This is a genomic window from Streptomyces tubbatahanensis (assembly GCF_022699385.1).
Classification (GTDB): Bacteria; Actinomycetota; Actinomycetes; order Streptomycetales; family Streptomycetaceae; genus Streptomyces; species Streptomyces diacarni.
Genome location: NZ_CP093846.1, coordinates 1,523,382 through 1,546,555, shown reverse-complemented (window position 1 = coordinate 1,546,555; position 23,174 = coordinate 1,523,382). Strand labels below are relative to the sequence as shown.

Here is a 23,174-nt window from a genome sequence, read left to right as displayed (position 1 = left end):
GCCGGGAGGGGAAGGCGGCGCCGGTACGGAAGGGGACGTCGCTCAGCCGCGCGGCCTCGCGGCGCGACGGCGGGCGGTTGCCAGGAGCACCCCCGCGCCGGCCGCCACCACGGCGGCACCGCCGAGGGCGAGCGGGACGGCGCTCTCGTCGCCGCCGGTCTGCGCGAGGTCCGCCTTCTCGGTCCCTCCGGCGGGCGCGGGCGCGTTCGCGTCGGCGGTGCCCTGCCCCTGACCGGCCTTGCCGTGGCCCGCGGCGCCGTGGGACGCGTGGCCCTGGGGGCTTGTGCCCTGGGCGTGCCCGTCGCCGCCGTGTCCGCCGTGGTCCACGGTCGACTTCTCGCTGCCCGCCTCGATCTGCTGTTCGTCGGGCGCCGCGGGGGCGTCCTTCGACGCGGTGGCCGACCCGCCGCCGAAGGTCACGTCGGAGCAGGAGTAGAACGCCTCGGGGCTGTCGGACCGCTGCCAGATGGCGTAGATCAGGTGCCGTCCCGAACGCTCGGGCACGGTGCCGTCGATCACGTAATCGCCGTCCTCGAGCGTCGGATCCGTCGCCTTGGCGAACGGCTCGGACTCCAGGTCGGACCACTTCAGCGGCTTGGCCGGGTCGTAGCCCTCCTTGGTGAGGTAGAGCTCGAAGGTGCCCTTGTGCGGGGCCGTCGCCTTGTACCGGAAGGTGTGTTCGCCGGACGTCATCGCGCCGGCCGGCCAGTCGGCGCGGGCCAGGTCCAGGCCCCTGTACTTGTCCCGGCCGGCGCTGCACAGCTCGCCGTCGGGGATGATGCGGCGGTGCTCGCCCGCCGCGTCGGGGATGTTCACCTCGTTCCAGTCGTAGAACGCCTGCGGTCCGCCGGCCTCGACGGCGGCCTTGCACGCCGCCGACGTCGGGCTCTCGGGCCCCTCGGCGAAGCAGGCCGCCACCCGGCTGACGGGGTCGGCCATGGAGCCGTGCGCGGCGGCGGGGCCCGCCGCCACCACGGTGAGCACCAGCGGGGCGAAACCCAGCGCGACGATTCCTGCGGTCCTGTGGCGAACGGTCATGGTGAGTGGCTCCTTGTGGGGGACGCACGAAGGACGCACGCGGAACGTGCGCGGACGTGCGGGGGACGTGGCTGCCGGGACGGGCCACTCGCCCGCCGCCTCCCCAGCGACGGACGCGAACCCGCCCCGGCGACCAGCACGTTAGCCACTCGGGAAGCCCGAACCGCCTGCTCGAAGCCCTTACGGGCGATCTTTAGGACTCGCTTAAGGGCTCGCTAAGCACGCCGACAGACAGCGGCCCGAAGACCGCGGCACCCGTACCGTGCTCCGGGCGGCGGGGCGCGGTACGGGCGAGCCGTCAGGAGCGGGTGAGCAGGACGGCGGCGGCCGAGACCAGGCCCAGGAGCAGGGCCAGGACGCCGTGGGCGAGACGGTGCTCCCGCAGGACGGGCAGCAGGCTGTCGGCGGCATACCGGCCGGGCCCGGTCAGGGCGAGCCCTCCCGCGCCCGCCGCCAGCACCACCGCGTACTCCACGCCGCCCGGGGCGAAGAAGCCGTCGCCCCAGGTCACGGCCGAGGCGTTGATCATCGTGCCGAGTACGGCGGCACCGGCGAGCGGGGTGCACAGGCCGAGGGCGAGGCCGAGACCACCGAACGTCTCGGTGGCCCCCGCGACCAGGGCCATCGTGCGGCCCGCCGGATAGCCGACGGAGGTGAAGAACTGCGCCGTGCCGTCGAGCCCGTTGCCGCCGAACCAGCCGAAGAGTTTCTGGCTGCCGTGCGCGGCCATCGCGAGGCCGAGAACGAGGCGCAGGACCAGCAGCCCGGTGTCGTACCCGCGCTGCCCCGAAGGGGAGAGGTACCGCGCGCCGGGGGGTTCCGGGGCGCCGGAGGAAGTGGGGGAGAGGGGCGCGGACCCATCGAGTGTGCGCTGGGGGGTGGGCATGAGGTCGACTCCCTACGTCGGTTCGGACCCCCGTGGTGAGAGATGCGTCAGACGTTCGAGCTGTCCTTGACCGTAGCCATTGGTCTGGACCTGCACAACGGTCCGCGTGCGATCTGTCACACATGGAACCGGACGTCGGAGTTGTGCGTTTTTTGAGGGAACGAAGCGAGCTTGAGGAACGACGCGAGTTTGAGGGAACGACGCGAGTTCGAGGAACGAAGCCAGCTTCAGGAACGACGCGCGTTCGGAGTGCGACGCGCTCGGGGCACATCCGTAGCCGGCCCGAGTGCCGGGGAACGAGAAGGAGAAAGGGGGCGCGGCCGTGAATCTGCTGGACCTGCTCCTGATCGTCGCCGCGCTCGCCTACGCAGGGTCGGGGTTTCGCAGGGGGCTGGTCGCCGGGGTCGTCTCCCTGGCCGGCTTCGTGGGCGGCGCCGTGGTCGGCGTCTGGCTGCTGCCGTACGTGCTCGACCTCGTCGACCGGGGGACGACCACCGCCACGCTGCTCGCCTTGCTGACCGTGCTGGCCCCCGCCCTCGGCGGGCAGGCTCTCGCCGCCCCGGTCGGCTGGCGGCTGCGCCAGGCGCTCAGCCGCACCCCGGCGCGCTGGGTGGACGGCGCGGGCGGTGCCGTCGTCAACGTGGTCGCCGTGCTCGTCGTCGGCTGGATGGCGGGCAGTGCGCTCGCCGCCTCGCCCTCGCCCGCGCTCAACCAGGCCATACGCGGCTCCGCCGTGCTGGAGGGCGTGCACGAGCGGATGCCTTCCGGTGCGGCCACCTGGTTCAACCGGGCGACCGGCGCGCTCACCACGGCCGGCTTCCCGCCGGTGTTCAACCCCTTCGAGCAGGAGCCGGGCGCCTCGGTGCCCCAGCCGTCCGGCGACTCGGTCACCAAGGCGGCGACGGCCGCGGCCCAGCGCAGCACCGTCAAGGTCGAGGGCGTCGCCGACGTGGGCGGCGGCCGGCAGGGCCAGGAGGGCAGCGGATTCGTCTACGCGCGCGAGCACGTGATGACCAACGCCCACGTCGTCGCGGGGGTCGACGGGCCGACCGTCCGCGTCGGCGGCACCTCACGCCCGTACGCGGCGAAGGTCGTCCTCTTCGATCCGGACAAGGACATCGCCGTGCTCGACGTGCCGGGCCTCACCGCGCCGGCTCTCCGCTTCGCCGGTGACGCCACCCGCGGAGACCAGGCCGTGGTCGCCGGTTACCCCGAGAACGGCGGGCTGGACCTGCGCGCCGCGGCCGTGGCGGCCCGCACCCCCGCGCGGGGCCAGGACATCTACGGGGAGTCGCTGACCACCCGCGACATCTACGCCCTGCGCTCCCAGGTGCGGCCGGGGAACTCCGGCGGCCCCCTGCTGACGACCGGCGGGCGGGTCTACGGCGTGGTCTTCGCCCGCTCCACCACCGACGCGGGCACCGGCTACGCCCTGACCGCCGACCAGGTGCGGGACGCCGCGCAGGCGGCCGCGCACGCGAGCCGCCCGGTCGACACCGGAGACCGCTCGGCCCTGTGACCTCCCCGTGGCGCGGGAACGGGCCCTCGCCGGCGACGTGGACCTCCCCGCGGCGCGGGAACGCGCCTCACAGCGTCTTGAGGTGACGCCACTCCGAGGCCACCACGCGGTAGCCGAGGCGCCGGTTGACGGCCAGCATCGGGGTGTTCGTCGCGTCGTTGCCCGTGTAGGCGTGGGCGTAACCGGCCGCGCGGGCCCTCCGCAGCGCCGCCAGCTTGGCCAGCGCGGCCAGCCCCCTTCCGCGGTAGGCGCGGCGGGTGCCCGTCATGCCCGACCAGTAGCGGTCCACGCCGTCAATCTGGGCGACGCTGTACGCGGCGACCCGCCCGTCCACCAGCACCACGCCGCTCAGCCCCGCGTCCCAGTCGGGGCGCCCCCAGTTGAGGCGGAGCCACACCTCGTACGGTGTCGCACCGACGTCGACGTCGCCCGGCTCGTCCGCCGCGCACTCCACGTCCGCCTCGTACAGCGGCCGCAGATCGTCGGCGAAGTCGGCCGCCGAGGCGAGAGCCACCCCCGCGGGCAGCGGGGCCGGCAGTTCGGGCAGCGGCGTGCGGCGCAGGTCGAGCCCGAGGAACCGGGCCTGCCGGGAGCGCCGGTAGCCCAGCCGTTCGGCGAAGCGCCGCGCACCGTCCTCGTCGGCCACCCAGCTGTGCACCCGCCGGACCCCCAGCCCCGCCAGATACGCCTCACCCGCCGCCACCAGCGCGGTCCCCGCGCCGCGCCCCGCCTGCCCGGGCGGTACGGCCGTGTGCAGGAACCCGTGCCCCGGCGCCGTGCTCCCCGCCAGGAGTCCGGTGTCGGCGCAGCCCGCGACCGTGCCGTCGGGACGGGTGGCCAGCAGCCGCCGCAGCCGCTGGCTCGCCGGTGCGTGCGCCGCTTCCCAGGCCAGGGCCTCGGCCGTGCAGACGAGGTAGGGGATGGTCGCCCTGCGGGTGCGGGCGAAGGCCTCGGCGTCCGCGGGGACCTCCGCGCGCAGGGCGCGGATCGTCAGCGTCATGGCGGGGAGGGTACGGGGGCGGGCGGGTGCGGCGCCTCCCGTTTTCCCCGGTGGTGGCCTCCCGATTTTCCCGGTGGGGGAGAATCGCGGGGAACGACCGCTCGCCTCCGGAGGTCTCGTGCCGCACACACCGTCGAACGCCCTGAACCTGGCCGTCGACACCGAGGCGCCCGAGGCGCCCTACGAACAGGTGCGCGCACGCGTCGCCGAGCTGGTCCGCGGCGGCGACCTGCCGACCGGCTACAAGCTGCCCACCGTGCGGGGGCTCGCCGAGGAGCTGGGCCTGGCGGCGAACACGGTCGCCAAGGCGTACCGGGCGCTGGAGGCCGACGGGGTCATCGAGACGCGCGGCCGCAACGGCACCTTCGTCGCCGCCTCCGGCGGCGCCTCCGCACAGGAGCTGGCCGACGCCGCCCAGGCGTTCGCGGCCCGCGCCCGCCGCCTCGGCAGCACGCGGGAGACGGCGCTGGCCGCCGCCCACGAGGCTCTGCGGGCCGCATACGGTTCCTAGAACCCCGGGGGCGCATCAGGCAGCGACCTGCTGGATCAGGCAACGACCCGCGCCCTCGTTCACGGGCGGGCCGCCGCCTTGGTTCACAGGCGGGCCGCCGCCTTGGTGGTCGTCATGCGGAAGGCGTCCACCGGGGCGTCTTCCAGCGTGCCCATCTGGGCCCAGCGCACGACGGTGACCTTCTTCCCCTTGCTCACCACCGCGAAGAGGTTGACGCCGTGCTCCGACTCCGGCGGCGCGGTGTGCACGCCGAAGACGTGGGCGCTCTCGCCCGCTTCCACCGTGCCGTAGTCGTCCCACGACGCCGAAGCGCCCGGGTTCTCGCGCAGCCAGTCGGCCGCGCAGTTCGCCGCGCGGGCCTCCAGCCTGTCGGCGAGCGCGGCCGCCGCCTTCGGTGAGGCGGTGGTGACGGCGATCTGGACGGCGTGGGTGTCGTAGTCGGTGCCGAAGGAGCGGTGGTGGGTCGCGCCCTTGTCCGGGACGGCGCCCTCCATGCAGAAGGGCTCGGGGTCGGGCAGGCCCCGGGTGACCTCGCCCGCGTGCCACGGGGACGAGGCGTGCGGGGGCAGGTCGTCCGCCTCCAGGAAGCCGGGCGCTGGGGCCGCGGTGGCGGTCGCGGTCGCCGTGGCGGTGGTCAGCAGGGCGAGGGTGGCGGCGGCGGTGGCCGCGCGGGTGAGTGTGCGGGTGCGCATGGGTGGGTCCTCCCCCGGATGCGAGCGGTCGTGTGGTGACAGACAGCCGGGGAGGGCGGAAGGTTGTCCTCGGCGGCCCCGGCCCCCTCCCGCGCGAACTCCGGGGGGCTCCGGGGGACTCCGGGGGAGGGGAGGGGGGTTTCCGTATCCGCAGGGGGCATGGGCCCCGGGACGTCACAGGTACAGACCGGCTCCCGCCCGCTCCTGGCCGGGGACGTGGGCGGTCGGCCTGCCCTTCTTGAGGGCGTAGAGCTCGGCGAGGGTGGCGCCGTCGCGGCCGATGCCCTCGTCGGTGCCGAGCCAGGAGACGGCCTCCTCCCGGCTGAGGGAGCCGACCTCGATGCGGGCCAGGCACCGTCCGGGGCGCACCACGGCGGGGTGCAGCCGCTCCAGGTCCTCGTTGGTGGTGACGCCGACCAGGACGTTGCGCCCCTGCCCGAGCAGCCCGTCGGTGAGGTTGAGCAGCCGGGAGAGCGCCTGCCCGGCGGCGTACTTGGCCTCTCCGCGGATCAACTCGTCGCAGTCCTCCAGCAGGAGCAGCCGCCACCGCCCGGTCTCGGGGTCGGAGTCGTCGGCGCCGATGGCGATGTCCATCAGGTAGCCGATGTTGTTGAAGAGGTGCTCGGGGTCGAGGACGCAGTCGACCTGGCACCAGTCGCTCCAGGAGCGTGCCAGTGTCCGCAGCGCCGAGGTCTTTCCCGTGCCGGGCGGCCCGTGCAGCAGCAGGAGGCGTCCCGAGATGTCCTCGGGGGTGACCTTCATCAGGTCGTCCATGGCGGTGGCGACCCGTGCGGTGTAGTTCTGCCGTACGTCCGACCACGGGCCCGCGCTGATGGTGCGCGAGGTGCGGCGCGGGCCGCGCATGGGGGAGTGGTACCAAAAGCCCATGGAGACCTGGTCCTCCTGGGGTTCGGGCTCGTCCTCCGCGCCGTCGACGGCCTGCTTCAGCTGCGCTTCGGCGAGTTCGTCGGTGACGGCGGTGACGGTGACCTCCGCGCCCCGCTGCCAGCGCGAGACGCGGACCGTCCAGCCGTCCCCCTCGGCGAGCACCGATCCGGAGTTGTCGTCCTTGGCCTCACGCAGCACGTGGGCGCCCGGCGGCAGCAGGGTGCTCCCCTTCCTGACGCGGTCGACGGTGTGGCTGCGCGAGAACGGCTGCTCCCCGAGGGTGAAGCGGCCCAGGAAGAGGGCGTCGATGACGTCGCCGGTCGAGTCGCTGTCGTCGATCTGGAGCCGGGAGACCAGCGCCGCTTCGGGGGCGGTCGGTGGCGGGGCCGCGGTCTGCTTCCGGTCGGTACTCATAACGGCCATGATCCGGCATGGTGGCCCGCCCCGCACATGGGTTTCGCGGCGCGCCACCCGCGCGCCGGCCAGGTGCCGTGAGCCCCCTGGGTGCGCCCGGCGCTTCCCGAACTCCGGTGCTGTGTCCGGGTTTGCGCCGATTCGCGGGGTGTCCGCGCGAGCGGAAAACGGCGTACCGTGTTCGTCAACCGCCTTGTGGGGCAGGTGAATGCTGTGACCGGGATGCACGCATGTCGTAGTCGGGAGATAGGGTTACTCTGCCCGGGCCGGGTGCCCTCGTACGGGTGGGGAGTGACATGGAACAGATAACAGTCGGCAGCAGGGCGCGAGTGCCCGCGATCACATGCGGCACTGGCGCGACGAGTTCGCGTCTCGACCGGCACCTCTCCGTGCTCGCAGGACCCGCCGTCCCCCAGGTCGAGGCGGAGGACGCGACGACGCTGATGCGGGAGATCACGCAGCGCGACGCCGTGCGGAGCCGGGCGAGGAACCGCAGCGCGCGGGTCTCGCTCTTCGCGCCGCTGCGCAAGCTGCGCCGCTCGCTCTTCGGCGGGCGCGGCTGACGACGGCCGCCGGGCTGTTCCTCGACGACAGCGCCGGCGGCTGCTCTTTCAGCACCGACCGCCACCTTCGGGCCCGCCCGGCCCCGGCCCGACTTCCCGGCCCCGCTCGCGCGGACGACGCCCGCGCCGCTCGCCACGTCACGCGCTCACCGCGTCAGGCCACCCGACGCGGGCTCCGCTTCCGGCTCAGTCCGCCACGTTCTCCAGCGTGACGGAGAAGGCGAAGCGGTCCCCTCTGTAGTGGATCCGCACGACGTCCACCACGCGCCCCTCGCCGTCGTAGGTCACCCCCGTGTAGTGCAGGATCGGGCTCAGCAGCGGTACGTCGAGCAGCCGTGCGGTCTGCGGGTCCGCCAGCCGGGCCTCGACCGTGTCCGTGATCCGGCTGATGCGGACTCCGACGCCGTCCCGCAGCACCTTGGTCATCGGCCGGCCGCGGCGCAGGTCCTCGACGTCGACGTGCTCGGCCACGTCGGCACGGATGAGGTTCACCGCCCAGTTGGTGGGCTCGTCGCTCTCCCGGTCGCGGCGCAGCCTGCGGTAGGCGACCGCCTCGCGCTGCCCTGGGAAGTGTTCGGCCAGCTCGGCGGGCACCGGCTCGGGCCCGTGGCCGAGCAGGGTGGTGTGCTCGCCGGACTGCTGCGCGACGATGGTGTCGACGGAACCGAGCAGCCGCACGGGGCGGGCGCGGCGTGCGTCGGGCTGGATGAAGGTGCCGCGCCTGCGGTGCCTGCTGATCAAACCCTCCGTCTCCAGTTCCTTGAGGGCCTGGCGCATGGTCAGCACGCTGACGCCGTAGTGGCCCGCCAGCTGGTCCTCGGGGGGCAGCCGGTCGGGGGCCTGGGGAGGTCGGCCCAGTATGGAGGCGCGGAGCGACTGCGTGACCTGGTACCAGAGGGGCAGCTTCCGGTTCAGCTCGACGGGTTCCGGGGTGAACAGTGGCGTCATGGGCGTGCCTCGAACGGGTGTGGGCGGCTGTCCCCCTGCCGGGCGCGGGGCGGCGACGACAGGGGGCGGGCCAAGCGCCGTCAGGGGGCCGGGAAGTGGCGCTCCAGACCCTGCCACACCGCGTCGTAGTCCCTCTGCAGGTGTGCGGCCTCGGCTGCCTGGCGGGTGAGGGAGAGGGGCCAGCGGGTCTCGAACATGAAGGCGAGCCCGTCGTCGATCTTCTGCGGCGCCAGCTCGGCCGCCGAGGCCCGCTCGAAGGTCTCCCGGTCGGGGCCGTGCGCCGACATCATGGGGTGCAGCGATCCGCCGCCGGGCACGAAGCCCTCGGCCTTCGCGTCGTAGGCCCCCTCGATCAGACCCATGTACTCGCTCATCACGTTCCGGTGGAAGTACGGCGGCCTGAACGTGTCCTCGCCCACCAGCCAGCGGGGCGCGAAGACGACGAAGTCCACGCCCGCGAGCCCCGGGGTGTCCGAGGGCGAGGTCAGCACGGTGAAGAGGGAGGGGTCCGGGTGGTCGTAGCTGATGCTGCCCAGGACGTTGAACCGGTGCAGGTCGTAGACGTAGGGCAGGTGGTTGCCGTGCCAGGCGACCACGTCGAGCGGCGAGTGGTCGTAGACGGCGTGCCACAGGTTGCCGCAGAACTTGGTGACGACCTCGACGGGGCCCTCCGCCTCCTCGTACGCGGCCGACGGCGCGAGGAAGTCGCGGGGGTTGGCGAGGCCGTTGGCGCCGATCGGGCCCAGGTCGGGCAGGGCGAAGGGGCGGCCGTGGTTCTCGCACACGTAGCCGCGTGCGGTCTCCTCCAGCAGCTCCACGCGGAACCGCACCCCGCGCGGGATCAGCGCCACGTGCCCGGGCTCGGCGTGCAGCAGGCCGAACTCGGTACGCAGCAGCAGCCCGCCGCGCTCGGGCACGAGCAGGAGCTCCCCGTCGGCGTCGCTGAAGACCCGGTCGGCCATCGAGGCGTTGGCGGCGTACAGGTGGACGGCCATGCCGCTGCGCTCCCGCGCGTCGCCGTTGCCGCCCAGCGTCCACAGCCCTGCCAGGAAGTCGGTGCCGGGCGCTGGGTCGGGCATCGGGCCCCAGCGCAGCCTGTTGGGGTCGGGGACCGTCTCGTCGAACGGGGTGCCGCGCAGCCCGCCGTTGTCCGTGCGCTCGAACCGGGGGTGGGCGGCGGAGGGGCGGATGCGGTAGAGCCACGAGCGGCGGTTGTGGGCGCGCGGCTCGGTGAAGGCGGTGCCGCTCAACTGCTCCGCGTACAGGCCCAGCGGGGCGCGCTGGGGCGAGTTGCGCCCGGTGGGCAGCGCGCCGGCCACGGCCTCGCTGCTGTGTTCGTTGCCGAACCCCGACAGGTAGGTGAGGGCGGCGGCCTCCTCGCGTGCCCGCTGCCGTGACCGGACTGCCGTCGTGCTGGTCGTGCTGGTCGTGCCCTGGCCCATCGCCAACTCCCGCCGCAGAGAGGAATCCTGTAGGAGACCATAGGAATGCCGCCGGGTCCCGTCAACGCTCTGCGCCCGCCCGCCCGCCGCGCCGGGCCGCGCCCCGGTGACCCACCGCACCCCGACGGCCTGCTGACACCGAGGTGACCCGACAGTAGGTTTGGCCCATGAAGGCACACGACGGCATGTTCATCGACGGCTCGTGGCGGCCCGCGGCAGGATCCGGCACGATCGAGGTCACCAACCCCGCCGACGGCACGCTGCTGGCCACCGTGCCCGCCGGCGGACCCGCGGACGTCGACGCGGCCGTGCGCGCGGCCCGCGCCGCGCTCCCCGGCTGGTCGGCCACGCCGCCGGCCGAGCGCGCCGCGCGGCTCGAGGCGCTCCAGCAGGTCCTCATCGCCCGGCGCGACGAGATAGCCGAGACGGTCACTGCCGAGCTCGGCTCGCCGCTCACGCTCTCCCGTAAGGTGCACGCCGCGGCCCCGATCGCGGTCAGCGGCAGCTACGCCCAGCTCGCCGCCGAGTACCCGTTCGAGGAGCAGGTGGGCAACTCGCGGGTGCTGCGCGAGCCCGTCGGTGTGGTCGGCGCCATCACCCCGTGGAACTATCCGCTCCACCAGATCGTCGCCAAGGCCGCTCCCGCCCTCGCCGTCGGCTGCACCATGGTGCTCAAACCGGCCGAGGACACCCCGCTGGTCGCCCAGCTGTTCGCCGAGGCGGTGGACGAGGCGGGTGTCCCGGCGGGCGTCTTCAACCTCGTCACGGGGTTCGGCACGGAAGCGGGCCAGGCGCTGGCCGAGCACGAGGGCATCGATCTGCTCTCCTTCACCGGCTCCACCGCCGTCGGCCGCCAGGTGGGCGCGGCGGCGGCGCGCGGTGTCAAGCGGGTCGCCCTCGAACTCGGCGGCAAGTCCGCCAACGTGATCCTGCCCGGCGCCGACCTGGCCAAGGCCGTCAAGGCCGGCGTCGCCAACGTGATGTCCAACTCGGGGCAGACGTGCAGCGCCTGGACCCGGATGCTGGTGGACGCCGAGCGCTACGACGAGGCCGTACGGCTGGCCGCCGACGCGGTGGCCGCCTACGTCACCGGCGACCCGCTGGACGAGGTCACCCGGGTGGGACCCGTCGTCAACGCCAAGCAGTACGAGCGCGTCACCGGCTACATCAGGCGCGGCCAGGAGGAGGGCGCCCGGATCGTCGCGGGCGGCGCGGAGCGGCCCGAGGGGCGAGAGCGCGGCCACTACGTGCGGCCCACCGTCTTCGCGGACGTCACCCCCGAGATGACCCTCGCGCAGGAGGAGATCTTCGGTCCTGTCCTGTCCGTCCTCAGCTACCGGGACACCGAGGACGCGCTGCGCATCGCCAACGGCACCGTCTACGGGCTGGCCGGCGCCGTGTGGTCCGAGGACGAGGACGAGGCCGTCGCCTTCGCCCGCCGTATGGAGACGGGCCAGGTGGACATCAACGGCGGCCGGTTCAACCCGCTCGCCCCGTTCGGTGGCTACAAGCAGTCGGGCGTCGGGCGGGAGCTGGGCCGGCACGGTCTCGAGGAGTACCTGCAGACCAAGTCCCTCCAGTTCTGACCGGTCCCGTCCCCCTCACCCCCTTGGGAGCCCCCATGGTCCGCGCCGCCGTCCTGCCCGCCGTCTCGGCCCCGCTGGAGATCACCTCGATCGACCTGCCCGACCCAGGGCCCAGGCAGGTGCGTGTGCGGCTCGCCGCCGCGGGGGTCTGCCACTCCGACCTGTCCCTCGCGGGCGGCACGCTGCGCCAGCCCGTACCCGCCGTGCTCGGGCACGAGGGGGCCGGCACCGTCGTCGCCGTGGGCGAGGGCGTGGCCGGGCTCGAGCCGGGCGAGCGCGTGGTGTTCAACTGGGCGCCCAACTGCGGCGCGTGCCACTTCTGCGCCCGCCTGTCAGAGCCGTGGCTGTGCGTGCGGGCCAACGAGGCCACCACCGCCCCCTACGCGCGGACGGCGGGCGGTGACGCGCTCTACCCTGGGCTGTCCGTCGCCGCTTTCGCCGAGGAGACCGTCGTCCCGCAGCGGGCCGTCCTCCCACTGCCCGACGGCGTGCCGCTCCAGGACGCGGCTCTGCTGGGCTGCGCGATGCTCACCGGGTACGGCGCGGTCCTGCACAGCGCGCGGGTGCGCCCCGGGGAGTCGGTGGCCGTGTACGGCGTGGGCGGCGTCGGCCTCGCCACCCTCCAGGCGGCGCGGCTGGCGGGCGCCGGGCGGATCGTCGCGGTGGACGTCTCCGGCGAGAAGGAGGGGCTGGCGCGGGCCGCCGGGGCGACGGACTTCGTGCCCGCCACGGACAGGACCGCCAAACAGGTGCGCGCGCTGACCGAGGGCGGGTACGGCGTGGACGTCGCGCTGGAGTGCGTGGGCCGCGCCGAGACGATCCGCGCGGCCTGGGACTCCACCCGCAGGGGCGGGCGGACCACCGTCGTCGGCATCGGAGGGAAGGACGAGCGGGTGTCCTTCTCCGCTCTGGAGATCTTCCACTTCGCGCGCGAGCTGCGCGGCTGCGTCTACGGCGACTCCGACCCGGCGCGGGACGTACCCCTGCTGGCCGAGCACGTGCGGGAGGGGCGGCTGAACCTCGGGGCGCTGGTGACCGAGCGGATCGCCCTGGAGGAGGTGGGCTCCGCCTTCGATGCCCTGCGCGCCGGGCGCGGCGGGCGCACGCTGGTGGTCTTCTGAGCGGGGCGGCCCGGGCGGCAGCTCACTCCTCCCGCTTCTCGCGCACGACCTTGCCGGTCTCGGTGTCGATCAGGGTGTGCACCTCCTCCGCTTCGGCGCTCGTGCCGGTCGCCGTGCTGACCTCCCACAGGTCGGTGCCCTTCGTGTTCTTCTTGGTGGCGACCTCGGTGAGCTCCTGGTCCGCGAGGCGGTGGGCCGTCTCGCGGACCGCCTGCGGCAGGGAGACGGCGAAGTCGGACAGCCTGCCGGTGGCATCGTCGGGGCGGGTGTCCTCGTGCTTGTCGGTCACCGTGCGGCCGTCGTCGGAGACCGACACCGTCCACTCGCTGCCGCGCGCCGCGGACAGTTTGATCTCCCACTCGGGCGTGCCCTCGTGGTCGCGTACGAGGTGGTACGGGGTGCTGTCGGGAACGGCGTCGCGCGCGGTCCGCGCAGCGCTCAGCGCGTGGCGTGCGGAGGGCGGGAGAGCCGAGGGGGACGGGGAGGAGCTCGGGCCCTTCTCGGGGGAGAAGGTGGGGGAGGCGGTCGAGGACTCCTCGCCCGGACCCGCGTACAGCGACGAGTCGGAGGCCTCGCAGGCGGTCAGGCCGCACAGTGCGGCGGCGGCCAGGACGGCGCCCACCGCCCGCGGTCTCGGACGAACGGCGGTACCTGTGCGCGAATGTGGCATACGGCTCTCTTTACCGCACGCTGCCGTCCGGGTCCCGCAGCCTCGCCCGCCGCTGTGGCGGGTTGCGGCGACGGAAGCGCTAAGCGACCGCTCACTGCCGGGGTAGGCTGGCCGGATGACGACGGTCGAGACCGATGAATCGTTCGGTGGCGTCACCCCCGACGCCGCCCGCAGGCTGCTGCTGGGCGCCGTGCAGGCCTTCGCCGAACGCGGGTTCCACGCCACGACGACCCGCGACATCGCCGGCCGCGCGGGCATGAGCCCGGCGGCGCTCTACATCCACTACAAGACCAAGGAAGAGCTGCTCTTCCACATCAGCAGGGTCGGCCACGAGCGCTCCGTCGCGGTGCTGACGGAAGCGGCCCAGGGCACCGCGACCACCGGGGCCGCGGAGGGGGCGGGCGGCGCCGCGCGGGGAACCGCGCGGGAGGGGGGCGCGGGCGGCAGCGCCCCGCGCCTCGCCCGCGCCGTACGAGCCTTCGTGCGCTGGCACGCCGAGCACCACACCACCGCGCGGGTGGTGCAGTACGAGCTCGCGGCGCTCGACGCGGAGCACTACGAGTACATCGTCGCGCTCCGGCGCCGCAGCGAGGAGATCCTGCGCGGCGTACTCGAAGACGGTGTCGCGACAGGGGAGTTCGACATCGCGGACATCCGCGGTACGGCGCTGGCGGTGATGTCGCTGTGCATCGACGTCGCGCGCTGGTTCAGCCCGGAAGGCCGCCGGACACCGGACGAGATCGGCGCCCTGTACGCCGACCTGGCCCTGCGCATGGCGGGTCACACGGCCTGAGCGCGGGAACCGCACGCAGGCCCGGCCGCCGTCCCCGCGCCGGGCGGCCCGGCGCTCACCAGTAGTAGCGGCTGAGGCTCTCCGCGACGCACACCGGCTTGTCGGCGCCCTCGCGCTCGACCGTCACCTGCGCGGCGACCTGCACGCCGCCGTCGGACGCCTCGCTCACGTCCGTCAGCGTCGCGCGGGCCCGCACGCGGGTTCCGGAGGGCACGGGGGAGGGGAAACGCACCTTGTTGACGCCGTAGTTGACGCCCATCCTCATGCCGTCGACGCGCATGATCTGCGGCACCAGGGCGGGCAGCAGGGAGAGGGTGAGATAGCCGTGCGCGATCGTGCCGCCGAACGGACCGCCGGCGGCGCGCTCCGGGTCCACGTGGATCCACTGGTGGTCGCCCGTCGCGTCGGCGAACAGATCGATCCGCTTCTGGTCGACCTCGAGCCAGTCGCTGCTGCCGAGTTCCTCGCCGACCGCTGCCCGCAGCTCGTCGGGCGAGGTGAAGACCCGTGGTTCCGCCATGGATATGTCCTCCCACGCGCGCTGTGTCATCAAGCGGGATGTGGCTAAGCGGTTGCTCAGCACTCGCGGGTCAGCATGCCAGCCCGTCCCACCGGTACGCCAGCCCCGTCCCGCGGAGCGGGTGGGGCTCCAGCCCTGCAAGGGGCCTCAGCCCTGGGAGGGGAGCGGGGAACTGAAGCCGAGCCGGGCGGCGGCGCTCGGGCGGTGGGCTCTGCGCGGCTCGCGCCGGCCCGCGCCCTCCGTACGGATCTCCGTGCGCGCACCGCCGGGGTCGAGGCGCAGACCGCGGCGCTGCGGCGGGATCTCGCACACGTCCATCACGGAGATCAGACGGCGCAGTACGTCGGCGAGGCGCGGCGTCGGCGGCTGCGACGGATCGCACCGCAGCAGCGATCTGCCGCCCCAGGTGAGGCGGTGCCACTCATCCAGCGCCGTCGGTTGTCTGATCCCGTCCCGCTTCTCCCGCTTGCGGCGGGCGGCGACCTCCGACTCGTAGCCGAGCCAGACCGCGCGGGCCTCTTCGAGCTCCTCCAGCGCCGCGACGAGCAGCGCGGGATCCGGCTCCCGGTCGTCGGGGTGGAACCCGGCGTTGGCGCACAGGTGCTGCCACGTGGCGCGGTGGCCGTACGGCGCGAACCGCTCCAGGCACTTGCGCAGGGCCTGCCGCCGTTGCGACGGGTCTCTGTCAGGGTCACGGACTTGTCGAGCGAGCGCTCTGAAACCGGCCAATCATCCCACCTCCGGCGGAGAGGACCCGTGTCGTCGAGGATGTGACGTACGACCCCGCGTCGCGGATCCGTCTCCGGCGATGCTTTTTTCGCGCGGGCAGCGCGCAGTTGCTTCGGCGTGGCGGATTACCCCGGAAACGGGCCGCTATTCCTGTAAGGAACGGTTTCCCGCCTCACCGGACGCAGCCGCTTCCGTGCTCTCCACCCGTCACGCGCACGCGCCGCCGCGCGCCGCGCACATCCGGGAGAACGAGCCCTGGCCCGCTGTCGTTCCCGAACCTGTGTCGCACCGTCGCCGGGATTGCCGAAGCACCCCTTCCGCAACAACATACCGACTGGTTAGTCTGCCGGGCGGACACGCCGGCGGCACGACCCGCCGCACGGGCCCGCAACGGGGCCGGAGGAGAACGAGCCCGCTCGACTGGGAGGCGCAGCCGATGAAGTCCTTGCGCGACAGTGCCGTCGTCGTCACCGGGGCGGGTGGCGGCATCGGAGCGGCCCTTGCCCGCAGATTCGCCGCCGAGGGCGCCTCGGTCGCCGTGAACGATCTCGACCCCGCGGCCGCCGCGGCCGTCGCCGAGGAGACCGGCGGCACCGCGGTCCCCGGTGACGCCGCCACCGTCGTCTCTCGCGCACGCGAGGCGCTCGGCGGAACGGTCGACATCTTCTGCGCCAACGCGGGGGTGGGCACCGAGGGCGGTCCCGACTCACCCGACGCGCTGTGGGACGCCACCTGGGACCTCAACGTCATGGCGCACGTGCGGGCGGCCCGTGAGCTGCTGCCGGGCTGGCTGGAGCGCGGGCAGGGCCGCTTCGTCTCCACCGTCTCGGCGGCCGGCCTGCTGACGATGGTGGGCTCGGCCCCCTACAGCGTTACCAAGCACGCGGCACTGGCGTTCGCCGAGTGGCTCTCGGTCACCTACCGGCACCGCGGGGTGGACGTCCACGCCATCTGCCCCGAGGGGGTACGCACGGACATGCTCACGGCCACAGGAACGGCCGGTGACCTCGTGCTCCGTCCCGGCGCCATCGCCCCGGAAGCCGTCGCCGACGCGCTGTTCGCGGCGTTCGACGACGGCCGGTTCCTCGTCCTGCCGCACCCCACCACGCACAGCCTCTACACCGCGCGCGCCGGTGACACGGACGCCTGGCTGAGCGGGATGAACCGCCTGCAACAGAAGGTCGAACGCACGCAGGAGCGCGTCGCAAGCGGCGCGGAGACCGAAGCCCGGCCGGCCACCACGGAGGGGGAGTGAGCATGACACCGTCCGGCCCCACCTACGAGGACAAGCCCTGGCTCGCCCAGCTCACCGCCGCGCAGCGAACCCCCGTCAGCCCGCCCGAGACGCTGCTGCACGCCTTCCGCGCGGCGGTCGGCGAGGTGCCCGAACGCACCGCGCTCGCCTACTTCGACGGGCGGCTCACCTACGCCGAGACCGACGCGCTCTCCGACGGCGTGGCCGCCCACCTGGCCGGGCGCGGGCTGCGGCACGGCGACAGGGTCGCCGTGATGCTGCAGAACACCCCGCACTACGTGCTCGCGCTGCTCGGCGCCTGGAAGGCCGGCGGCACCGTCGTGCCCGTCAACCCGATGTACAAGGAGCGCGAGGTCGCCCACGTGCTCGCCGACGCGGAGGTCTCCGCGCTGGTGTGCTCCGACCTGGCCTGGGAGAGCCGGCTGCGCGCCACCGCCGCGGGCACCGGCGTGCACACCGTCCTGACCGCGTGCGAGCGGGACCTGCAGACCCGCGACGACGCCCGCGTGCTCGACTTCGCGCGGTGCGCGCCCGCGCACGACGCCACCGACCTGCTCGCCGCCGCGCGCTCCGGCGCGCCGGCACCCGCCGCACGGGAGCTGACCGGCGCCGATACCGCCCTCATCAGCTACACCTCCGGCACCAGCGGCGCCCCCAAGGGCGCCATGAACACACACGCCAACATCTCCTTCAACGCGGAACGGCAGCGGGTCGGCTCGGATCTACCCGAGGGCTCCACCGTCTTCGCGCTGGCGCCCCTGTTCCACATCACCGGCATGGTCGCCCAGCTGTCGGGCTGCCTCGCCAACAGGGGCACGCTGGCGCTCGCCTACCGGTTCGACGCGGGCGTCGTCCTCGACGCCTTCCTGGAGCACCGGCCCGCCTTCACCGTCGGCCCCTCCACCGCGTTCATGGCACTGGCCGCGCACCCGGACGTGACCCGCGAACACTTCAGCTCCTTCCGGCACCTCTCCTCGGGCGGCGCACCCCTGCCGCCGGCGCTGGTGGAGAAGTTCCGCGCCGCGTTCGGCCCCTACATCGGCAACGGTTACGGGCTGACCGAGTGCACGGCCCCCTGCGCCTCGGTACCGCCGGGCAGGGAGGCACCGGTCGACCCCGCCTCCGGCACCCTCGCGGTGGGCGTGCCGGGCCCCGACACCCTCGTACGCATCCTGGACGAGGCGGGCGCGCCGGTTCCCCTCGGAGAGCAGGGCGAGATCGCCGTGCGCGGCCCGCAGGTCGTCCCGGGCTACTGGCGGCGGCCCGAGGCGAGCGCCGCGGCCATCCCGGACGGCGAACTGCGCACCGGCGACATCGGGTTCATGGACCAGGACGGCTGGCTGTACGTCGTCGACCGCAAGAAGGACATGATCAACGCCTCCGGGTTCAAGATCTGGCCCCGTGAGGTCGAGGACGTGCTGTACGCGCACCCCGCCGTCCGCGAGGCCGCCGTCGTCGGTGTCCCGCACGCCTACCGCGGCGAGACCGTCAAGGCGTACGTCAGCCTCCGCGACGGCAGCCAGGCGGCGCCCGAGGAGCTGAGCGCCTACTGCAAGGAGCGGCTGGCCGCCTACAAGTACCCCCGCGAGGTGGAGATCCTGGCCGAGCTTCCCAAGACCACCAGTGGGAAGATCCTGCGTCGGGAGCTGCGTTCCCGCCCGGGGGACGCGTGAGCGTGCGACCGCGGCGGGCCGCGGCGGCCCCGCTCGGTGAACGACGAGGGAGAGGCAGGTGACGGCCATGGCGGCCAGGGCCGGTTCGGCTGGTCGGGACGGTGCGGCGGCGCCGGCGGGCGCGGACGGTTCGGGCGGCGCGCCGGCGCCCGTGCCGCAGCGCCTGATGGAGGCCGCCACCCGTCTGTTCGCCCAGCAGGGCTACGACCGCACCTCCGTGCAGGAGATCGTGGAGGCGGCAGGCGTCACCAAGGGCGCTCTCTACCACTACTTCGGTTCCAAGGACGACCTCCTCCACGAGATCTACAGCCGCCTGCTGCGGCTCCAGCAGGAGCGGCTCGACCTGCTCGCCGGGCGGCAGGCCCCCGTCGAGGACCGGCTGCGGCAGGTTGCCGCCGACGTCGTGGTCACCACCATCGACAACCTCGACGACGCCATGATCTTCTTCCGCTCCATGCACCAGCTCTCGCCCGAGAAGCAGAAGCAGGTGCGCGCCGAGCGGCGGCGCTACCACGAGAGGTTCCGCGCGCTGATCGAGGAGGGCCGGCGCGACGGGGTGTTCAGCGACGCCACCCCCGCCGACCTCGTCGTGGACTACCACTTCGGATCCGTGCACCACCTCAGCAGCTGGTACCGGCCCGGCGGCCGGCTGTCCCCCCAGGAGGTGGCCGACCACCTGGCCGACCTGCTGTTGCGCTCCCTGCGTCCCTGACCCGCGGGCACGTGCGCCCGCCCCCCCGTCAACGAGAGGAAAGTCCGTGCGAGCCTGGCGCGTCCACACCAACGGCGAACCCCGCGACGTGATGCGGCTGGAGGAGATACCCGACCCGGATCCCGGCGAGGGCCAGTTGCTGGTACGGGTGCGGGCCGCCAACATCAACTATCCGGACGCCCTGCTGTGCCGCGGCGAGTACCAGGTCCGTCCCCCGCTGCCGTTCACGCCCGGCGTCGAGCTGTGCGGCGAGATCGTCGGCGGGCCCCGCGCGGGCGAACGCGTGCTCGGAGCGCCCGAACTGCCCTGCGGCGCCCTCGGTGAGCTGGCCGTCATCGGCGAGGAGAGCGCCAGGCCCGCGCCCGAGGCGCTGGACGACGCCGAGGCCGCCGCCTTGCACGTCGGCTACCAGACGGGATGGTTCGCTCTGCACCGCCGTGCCCGCCTGCGCGAGGGCGAGACCCTGCTCGTGCACGCCGCCGCCGGTGGCGTCGGCAGCGCCGCCGTGCAGCTGGGCAAGGCCGCGGGGGCGCGGGTGGTGGGCGTCGTCGGCGGCGAGGCGAAGGCCGAGGTGGCCCGCGAGCTGGGCTGCGACGTCGTCGTCGACCGGCGCCGCGACGACGTCGTGCGTGCGGTCAAGGAGGCCACCGGCGGCGCGGGCGCCGACGTGGTCTACGACCCGGTGGGCGGTGACGCCTACGCCGCCTCCGCCAAGTGCGTCGCCTTCGAGGGCCGCATCGTGGTCGTCGGCTTCGCGAGCGGCGCCGTGCCCACGCCGGGGCTCAACCACGCGCTCATCAAGAACTACTCCATTCTCGGCCTCCACTGGGGCCTGTACGCGCAGCGGGACCCCGCCTCGGTCGACAGCTGCCACCGGGAGCTGACCGCTCTCGCGGCCGAGGGCCTGATCAAGCCCCTGGTGAGCGAGCGCGTCGCCCTGGACGGCGCGGCCGACGCGGTGCAGCGCGTCTTCGACGGCGTCACCACGGGACGCGTCGTGGTCCTGCCGGGCTGACGGCCGGGCGGCGGCGTCGCGCACGCCCGCCCACGGGAACGCCGGCCCCGTGAGCGGGCGGGCGGGGAAGCCGGGTCAGCCGACGGCCCGCGCCGCGGCCCGCCCTGCCGTCCGGCCCGAGAAGAGGCAGCCGCCGAGGAAGGTGCCCTCAAGGGAGCGGTAGCCGTGGACGCCGCCGCCGCCGAAGCCCGCGGCCTCCCCGGCGGCGTAGACGCCGGGGAGGGGGTCGCCGCTCTCGGTGAGGACGCGGGAGGACAGGTCGGTCTCCAGCCCGCCGAGCGTCTTGCGGGTGAGGATGTTCAGCCGGACGGCGATCAGCGGCCCGGCCGCGGGGTCGAGCAGCCGGTGCGGGGACGCCACGCGGATGAGGCGGTCACCGAGGTAGCGGCGGGCGCCGTGGACGGCGGTGACCTGCGCGTCCTTGGCGAAGGGGTTGCGGATCTCACGGTCGCGGGCGGCGATCGTACGGCGCAGCGTGTCGGCGTCGATCAGTCCCTCGCCCGTCAGGTGGTTCATACGGCGTGCCAGTGCGGTCACGTCGCTCTCGATGACGAAGTCGGCGCCGTGTTCCATGAACGCGCGCACGGGCCCTGGCGCGCCGTGCCGGGCCCGCCCGAGGACGTCGCGCACGGACCGTCCGGTCAGATCGGGGTTCTGCTCGGACCCGGAGAGGGTGAACTCCTTCTCGATGATCTTCTGGCTGAGCACGAACCAGGTGTAGCCGTGGCCCGTGCGCATGATGTGGTCGAGCGTGCCGAGGGTGTCGAAGCCGGGGAAGAGCGGGACGGGCAGCCTCTCGCCCGTGGCGTCCAGCCACAGTGAGGAGGGTCCCGGCAGGATGCGGATGCCGTGCCGGGACCAGATGGGGTTCCAGTTCTCGATGCCCTCGGTGTAGTGCCACATGCGGTCGCGGTTGATGATCCGCCCGCCGGCCTGTTCGGTGACGCCGAGCATGAGGCCGTCCACGTGCGCCGGCACCCCGGTAAGCATCTTCTGTGGCGGCGTGCCCAGCCTCTCGGGCCAGTTGGCGCGCACCAGATCGTGGTTGCCGCCGATGCCGCCCGAGGTCACGATGACGGCCTGGGCGCGGAGGGAGAAGGCGTCGGCGGTCTCGCGGCTGCTGGCGGTTCCGCGCGGCGCTGCGCTGGGCACCAGCACCTCGCCGGTCACGGTGTCGACCGCGCCTGCGGTGCGCTCCAGGCCGGTCACCCGGTGGCGGAAGCGCAGCTCGACCAGGCCGCGCGCGACACCGGCGCGTACCCGCCGCTCGAACGGTTCGACGAGTCCTGGCCCCGTGCCCCAGGTGATGTGGAAGCGGGGGACCGAGTTGCCGTGCCCGCCCGCGTCGTAGCCGCCGCGTTCGGCCCAGCCGACGACGGGGAAGATCTTCAGGCCCTGGGAGCGGAGCCAGGCGCGCTTCTCGCCGGAGGCGAAGTCGACGTAGGCCTCGGCCCAGCGGCGCGGCCAGTGGTCCTCGGGCCGGTCGAAGGCCGCGGTGCCGAGCCAGTCCTGCCAGGCGAGCTCGCGGCTGTCCTTGACGCGCATCCTGCGCTGTTCGGGGGAGTCGACGAAGAAGAGGCCGCCGAAGGACCAGTGCGCCTGGCCGCCGAGCGCCTGTTCGGGTTCCTGGTCGAGCAGGATGACGCGGCGTCCCGCCTCGGCGAGTTCGGCGGTCGCGGCGAGCCCCGCGAGCCCGGCTCCGATCACGATCACATCGGCGTCGTACGCCATGCTCCCACCTCTTTGTCGACGCGTGTCCCGCACTGGTGACCGGAGAGTAACCTTCGGGTCCGCCCGCGCACACCCCTCCTGCCCCGCGCGGTAGGTGTGCGGTGCTTGGATGGGCGTATGACGGAGCGGGCGCGCGCGGCGGACGAGCTGCTGGACATCGTGGACGAACACGACCGGGTGGTCGGACAGCGGCCGCGCGGTGAGGTCTACGCCGAGCGGCTGCGGCACCGCAGCACGTCCATCCGGGTGCGCGACGCGCGCGGCCGGCTCTTCGTGCACCGCCGCACCCCCACCAAACTGATCTTCCCGGGGATGTACGACGTGGTGGTGGGCGGCGTCGTCGGCGCGGGCGAGGACTACGACACGGCTGCGCTGCGCGAGGCGGAGGAGGAGCTGGGCGTTCAGGGGCTGGCGATGCCCGAGCGGCGGACGAGGTTCCTCTTCGAGACGCCCGAGTACTCCTGGTTCCTCGCGGTCTACGAGGTCGTGTGCACGCTGCCCGTCCGGCCGCAGGCGGAAGAGGTCGAGTGGTGGGACTTCCTCGCGGAGGAGGAGCTGGAGCGGCGGCTTGCCGGGTGGGAGCGGGACGGTCTGGTCGTGCCCGACGGGCTGGAGTGCCATCGCCGGCTCTCGGCGCTCTGAGGCGAATCAGGCAGGTTCCGCGCGCAAGGCCCCGGCAGGTGTCCCGGCGCGAGATTGCCGCAGGTCACCGCGTACGGTTGAGCCATGCGCGACCGGATTTCGGCGTCCGTCAGGCTGTGGTTCGCCCCCCAGCGGCTCAGGGAAGAGGGCACCACGCCCGACTACCGCTTCTCGCTCGCCAACGAGCGCACCTTCCTCGCCTGGATCCGCACCTCGCTGGCGCTGGTGGCGGGCGGGATCGCGGTGGACCAGTTCCTGACGGGGCTGCGCTGGGGGGTGCGCACCACGGTGGCGATCGTGCTGCTGGCGGGCGCGGTGCTGTGCGCCTTCCGCGCCGTGAACCACTGGGTGCGCTGCGAGCGCGCCATGCGGCGCGGTGAGGACCTGCCCGCCTCCCGCTTCCCCGTGGTGCTGGCGGCGGCCACGGCCGCGGCGGCGGTGCTGGTGATCGCCGTCGTCGTGCTCGGGCTGGGGGGCCGATGACGCCTACGCCCGGCGGGGTGCCCGCGGACGAGCGCGACGAGCCGGCCCCCCGCGACCCCGGCGCACAACCCGAGCGCACCTGGTTCGCCTGGCGCCGTACGACGCTCACGTTCGCCGTCTCCGTCGCGCTGGCGGCCCGGGTCGCCGTCGAGCAGCGGACGGGTACCGCCGTGGCGGCGGCCGCTGTCGGGGTACTCGCCTGGCTCGGCCTGCTGCTGACGGCACACCGCAGGATCGGCGCGCTCTCCGGTGCCCGCCCGTCTCCCATGGGCGCCGCCCAGGTCATGGGGACACTGGTCTGTGTGCTGGTGCTGGTCGTGGTGTCAGGAGTGCTGCTGTGAAC

General features: G+C 73.8%; 24 protein-coding genes. 13 read left to right on the top strand and 11 right to left on the bottom strand.

Translation table 11 applies throughout. The annotated features are described in order from the left end of the window. Positions 1-42 precede the first annotated feature (42 nt). On the bottom strand, positions 43-1,038 hold the full coding sequence (locus tag MMF93_RS06690; protein ID WP_242750154.1) for a lytic polysaccharide monooxygenase auxiliary activity family 9 protein: 996 nt from the start codon (positions 1,036-1,038) through the stop codon (positions 43-45). A 298-nt stretch (positions 1,039-1,336) separates the two neighbouring features. Next, positions 1,337-1,924 (bottom strand): DoxX family protein, encoded by a 588-nt coding sequence (locus tag MMF93_RS06685; RefSeq protein ID WP_242750153.1) that lies wholly within the window; start codon positions 1,922-1,924, stop codon positions 1,337-1,339. Positions 1,925-2,246: 322 nt separating this feature from the next. Here MMF93_RS06685 and MMF93_RS06680 point away from each other — a divergent pair, with 322 nt between their 5' ends. Continuing rightward, positions 2,247-3,443, top strand: coding sequence for a MarP family serine protease (locus tag MMF93_RS06680; protein WP_242750152.1), 1,197 nt, complete (start codon positions 2,247-2,249; stop codon positions 3,441-3,443). 67 nt (positions 3,444-3,510) lie between these two features. Here the strand turns inward: MMF93_RS06680 and MMF93_RS06675 are convergent, their stop codons facing one another. After that, a complete protein-coding gene (locus MMF93_RS06675) occupies positions 3,511-4,443 on the bottom strand; it encodes a GNAT family N-acetyltransferase (protein WP_242750151.1) in 933 nt (310 codons plus the stop codon). A 118-nt stretch (positions 4,444-4,561) separates the two neighbouring features. Between MMF93_RS06675 and MMF93_RS06670 the strand changes: the two genes are divergently transcribed. Then, complete coding sequence (locus MMF93_RS06670; RefSeq protein ID WP_242750150.1) at positions 4,562-4,954, top strand: GntR family transcriptional regulator; 393 nt, start codon at positions 4,562-4,564, stop codon at positions 4,952-4,954. An 83-nt stretch (positions 4,955-5,037) separates the two neighbouring features. Here MMF93_RS06670 and MMF93_RS06665 read toward each other — a convergent pair whose 3' ends face one another. After that, positions 5,038-5,646, bottom strand: a complete 609-nt coding sequence (locus MMF93_RS06665; protein ID WP_242750149.1) for a hypothetical protein — start codon at positions 5,644-5,646, stop codon at positions 5,038-5,040. Positions 5,647-5,820: 174 nt separating this feature from the next. Continuing rightward, positions 5,821-6,948, bottom strand: coding sequence for a DUF5925 domain-containing protein (locus MMF93_RS06660; protein WP_242750148.1), 1,128 nt, complete (start codon positions 6,946-6,948; stop codon positions 5,821-5,823). 296 nt (positions 6,949-7,244) lie between these two features. Here MMF93_RS06660 and MMF93_RS06655 point away from each other — a divergent pair, with 296 nt between their 5' ends. Continuing rightward, positions 7,245-7,511, top strand: a complete 267-nt coding sequence (locus MMF93_RS06655; protein WP_114013541.1) for a hypothetical protein — start codon at positions 7,245-7,247, stop codon at positions 7,509-7,511. A 186-nt stretch (positions 7,512-7,697) separates the two neighbouring features. Here MMF93_RS06655 and MMF93_RS06650 read toward each other — a convergent pair whose 3' ends face one another. Both MMF93_RS06650 and hmgA read right to left on the bottom strand, forming a co-directional pair. Beyond that, entirely contained in the window at positions 7,698-8,459 is a 762-nt protein-coding gene (locus tag MMF93_RS06650; RefSeq protein ID WP_242750147.1) for a GntR family transcriptional regulator, read from the bottom strand. An 80-nt stretch (positions 8,460-8,539) separates the two neighbouring features. Next, entirely contained in the window at positions 8,540-9,901 is a 1,362-nt protein-coding gene (gene hmgA / locus MMF93_RS06645; RefSeq protein ID WP_242750146.1) for a homogentisate 1,2-dioxygenase, read from the bottom strand. A 167-nt stretch (positions 9,902-10,068) separates the two neighbouring features. Here hmgA and MMF93_RS06640 point away from each other — a divergent pair, with 167 nt between their 5' ends. Beyond that, positions 10,069-11,487 carry an aldehyde dehydrogenase family protein gene (locus tag MMF93_RS06640; protein ID WP_242750145.1) on the top strand — a complete coding sequence of 473 codons (1,419 nt, stop codon included), beginning with the start codon at positions 10,069-10,071 and terminating at the stop codon, positions 11,485-11,487. A 35-nt stretch (positions 11,488-11,522) separates the two neighbouring features. After that, positions 11,523-12,608 carry a zinc-binding dehydrogenase gene (locus tag MMF93_RS06635; RefSeq protein WP_242750144.1) on the top strand — a complete coding sequence of 362 codons (1,086 nt, stop codon included), beginning with the start codon at positions 11,523-11,525 and terminating at the stop codon, positions 12,606-12,608. A 22-nt stretch (positions 12,609-12,630) separates the two neighbouring features. Here MMF93_RS06635 and MMF93_RS06630 read toward each other — a convergent pair whose 3' ends face one another. Further along, positions 12,631-13,230 (bottom strand): hypothetical protein, encoded by a 600-nt coding sequence (locus tag MMF93_RS06630; RefSeq protein ID WP_242750143.1) that lies wholly within the window; start codon positions 13,228-13,230, stop codon positions 12,631-12,633. A 163-nt stretch (positions 13,231-13,393) separates the two neighbouring features. On the opposite strand from MMF93_RS06630, the gene MMF93_RS06625 reads away from it, so the two are divergent. Then, complete coding sequence (locus tag MMF93_RS06625; RefSeq protein ID WP_242750142.1) at positions 13,394-14,071, top strand: TetR/AcrR family transcriptional regulator; 678 nt, start codon at positions 13,394-13,396, stop codon at positions 14,069-14,071. 55 nt (positions 14,072-14,126) lie between these two features. On the opposite strand, the gene MMF93_RS06620 is transcribed toward MMF93_RS06625, so the two are convergent. Further along, on the bottom strand, positions 14,127-14,591 hold the full coding sequence (locus MMF93_RS06620) for a MaoC family dehydratase (RefSeq protein WP_242750141.1): 465 nt from the start codon (positions 14,589-14,591) through the stop codon (positions 14,127-14,129). Between the two features lie 147 nt (positions 14,592-14,738). Beyond that, positions 14,739-15,320, bottom strand: a complete 582-nt coding sequence (locus MMF93_RS06615; RefSeq protein ID WP_242750140.1) for a hypothetical protein — start codon at positions 15,318-15,320, stop codon at positions 14,739-14,741. Between the two features lie 436 nt (positions 15,321-15,756). Between MMF93_RS06615 and MMF93_RS06610 the strand changes: the two genes are divergently transcribed. The 4 genes from MMF93_RS06610 to MMF93_RS06595 all read left to right on the top strand — a co-directional run bounded on the left by MMF93_RS06610 (position 15,757) and on the right by MMF93_RS06595 (position 19,975). Continuing rightward, positions 15,757-16,575, top strand: coding sequence for an SDR family oxidoreductase (locus tag MMF93_RS06610; RefSeq protein ID WP_242750139.1), 819 nt, complete (start codon positions 15,757-15,759; stop codon positions 16,573-16,575). A gap of 2 nt (positions 16,576-16,577) precedes the next feature. Further along, on the top strand, positions 16,578-18,248 hold the full coding sequence (locus tag MMF93_RS06605) for an AMP-binding protein (protein ID WP_242757314.1): 1,671 nt from the start codon (positions 16,578-16,580) through the stop codon (positions 18,246-18,248). Between the two features lie 67 nt (positions 18,249-18,315). Next, positions 18,316-18,960 carry a TetR/AcrR family transcriptional regulator gene (locus tag MMF93_RS06600; protein WP_423835578.1) on the top strand — a complete coding sequence of 215 codons (645 nt, stop codon included), beginning with the start codon at positions 18,316-18,318 and terminating at the stop codon, positions 18,958-18,960. A 46-nt stretch (positions 18,961-19,006) separates the two neighbouring features. Beyond that, the gene (locus MMF93_RS06595) at positions 19,007-19,975 is read left to right on the top strand and encodes an NADPH:quinone oxidoreductase family protein (protein ID WP_242750138.1); all 969 of its coding nucleotides are present in this window, start codon (positions 19,007-19,009) and stop codon (positions 19,973-19,975) included. A gap of 75 nt (positions 19,976-20,050) precedes the next feature. Here the strand turns inward: MMF93_RS06595 and MMF93_RS06590 are convergent, their stop codons facing one another. Beyond that, on the bottom strand, positions 20,051-21,706 hold the full coding sequence (locus MMF93_RS06590; RefSeq protein WP_242750137.1) for an FAD-binding dehydrogenase: 1,656 nt from the start codon (positions 21,704-21,706) through the stop codon (positions 20,051-20,053). 117 nt (positions 21,707-21,823) lie between these two features. On the opposite strand from MMF93_RS06590, the gene MMF93_RS06585 reads away from it, so the two are divergent. The 3 genes from MMF93_RS06585 to MMF93_RS06575 all read left to right on the top strand — a co-directional run bounded on the left by MMF93_RS06585 (position 21,824) and on the right by MMF93_RS06575 (position 23,172). Further along, entirely contained in the window at positions 21,824-22,348 is a 525-nt protein-coding gene (locus MMF93_RS06585; RefSeq protein WP_242750134.1) for an NUDIX domain-containing protein, read from the top strand. Between the two features lie 84 nt (positions 22,349-22,432). After that, the gene (locus MMF93_RS06580; protein ID WP_242750133.1) at positions 22,433-22,831 is read left to right on the top strand and encodes a YidH family protein; all 399 of its coding nucleotides are present in this window, start codon (positions 22,433-22,435) and stop codon (positions 22,829-22,831) included. Beyond that, positions 22,828-23,172, top strand: a complete 345-nt coding sequence (locus MMF93_RS06575) for a DUF202 domain-containing protein (RefSeq protein ID WP_242750132.1) — start codon at positions 22,828-22,830, stop codon at positions 23,170-23,172. Before MMF93_RS06580 ends, MMF93_RS06575 begins: the two co-directional genes overlap by 4 nt. Positions 23,173-23,174: the final 2 nt, after the last annotated feature.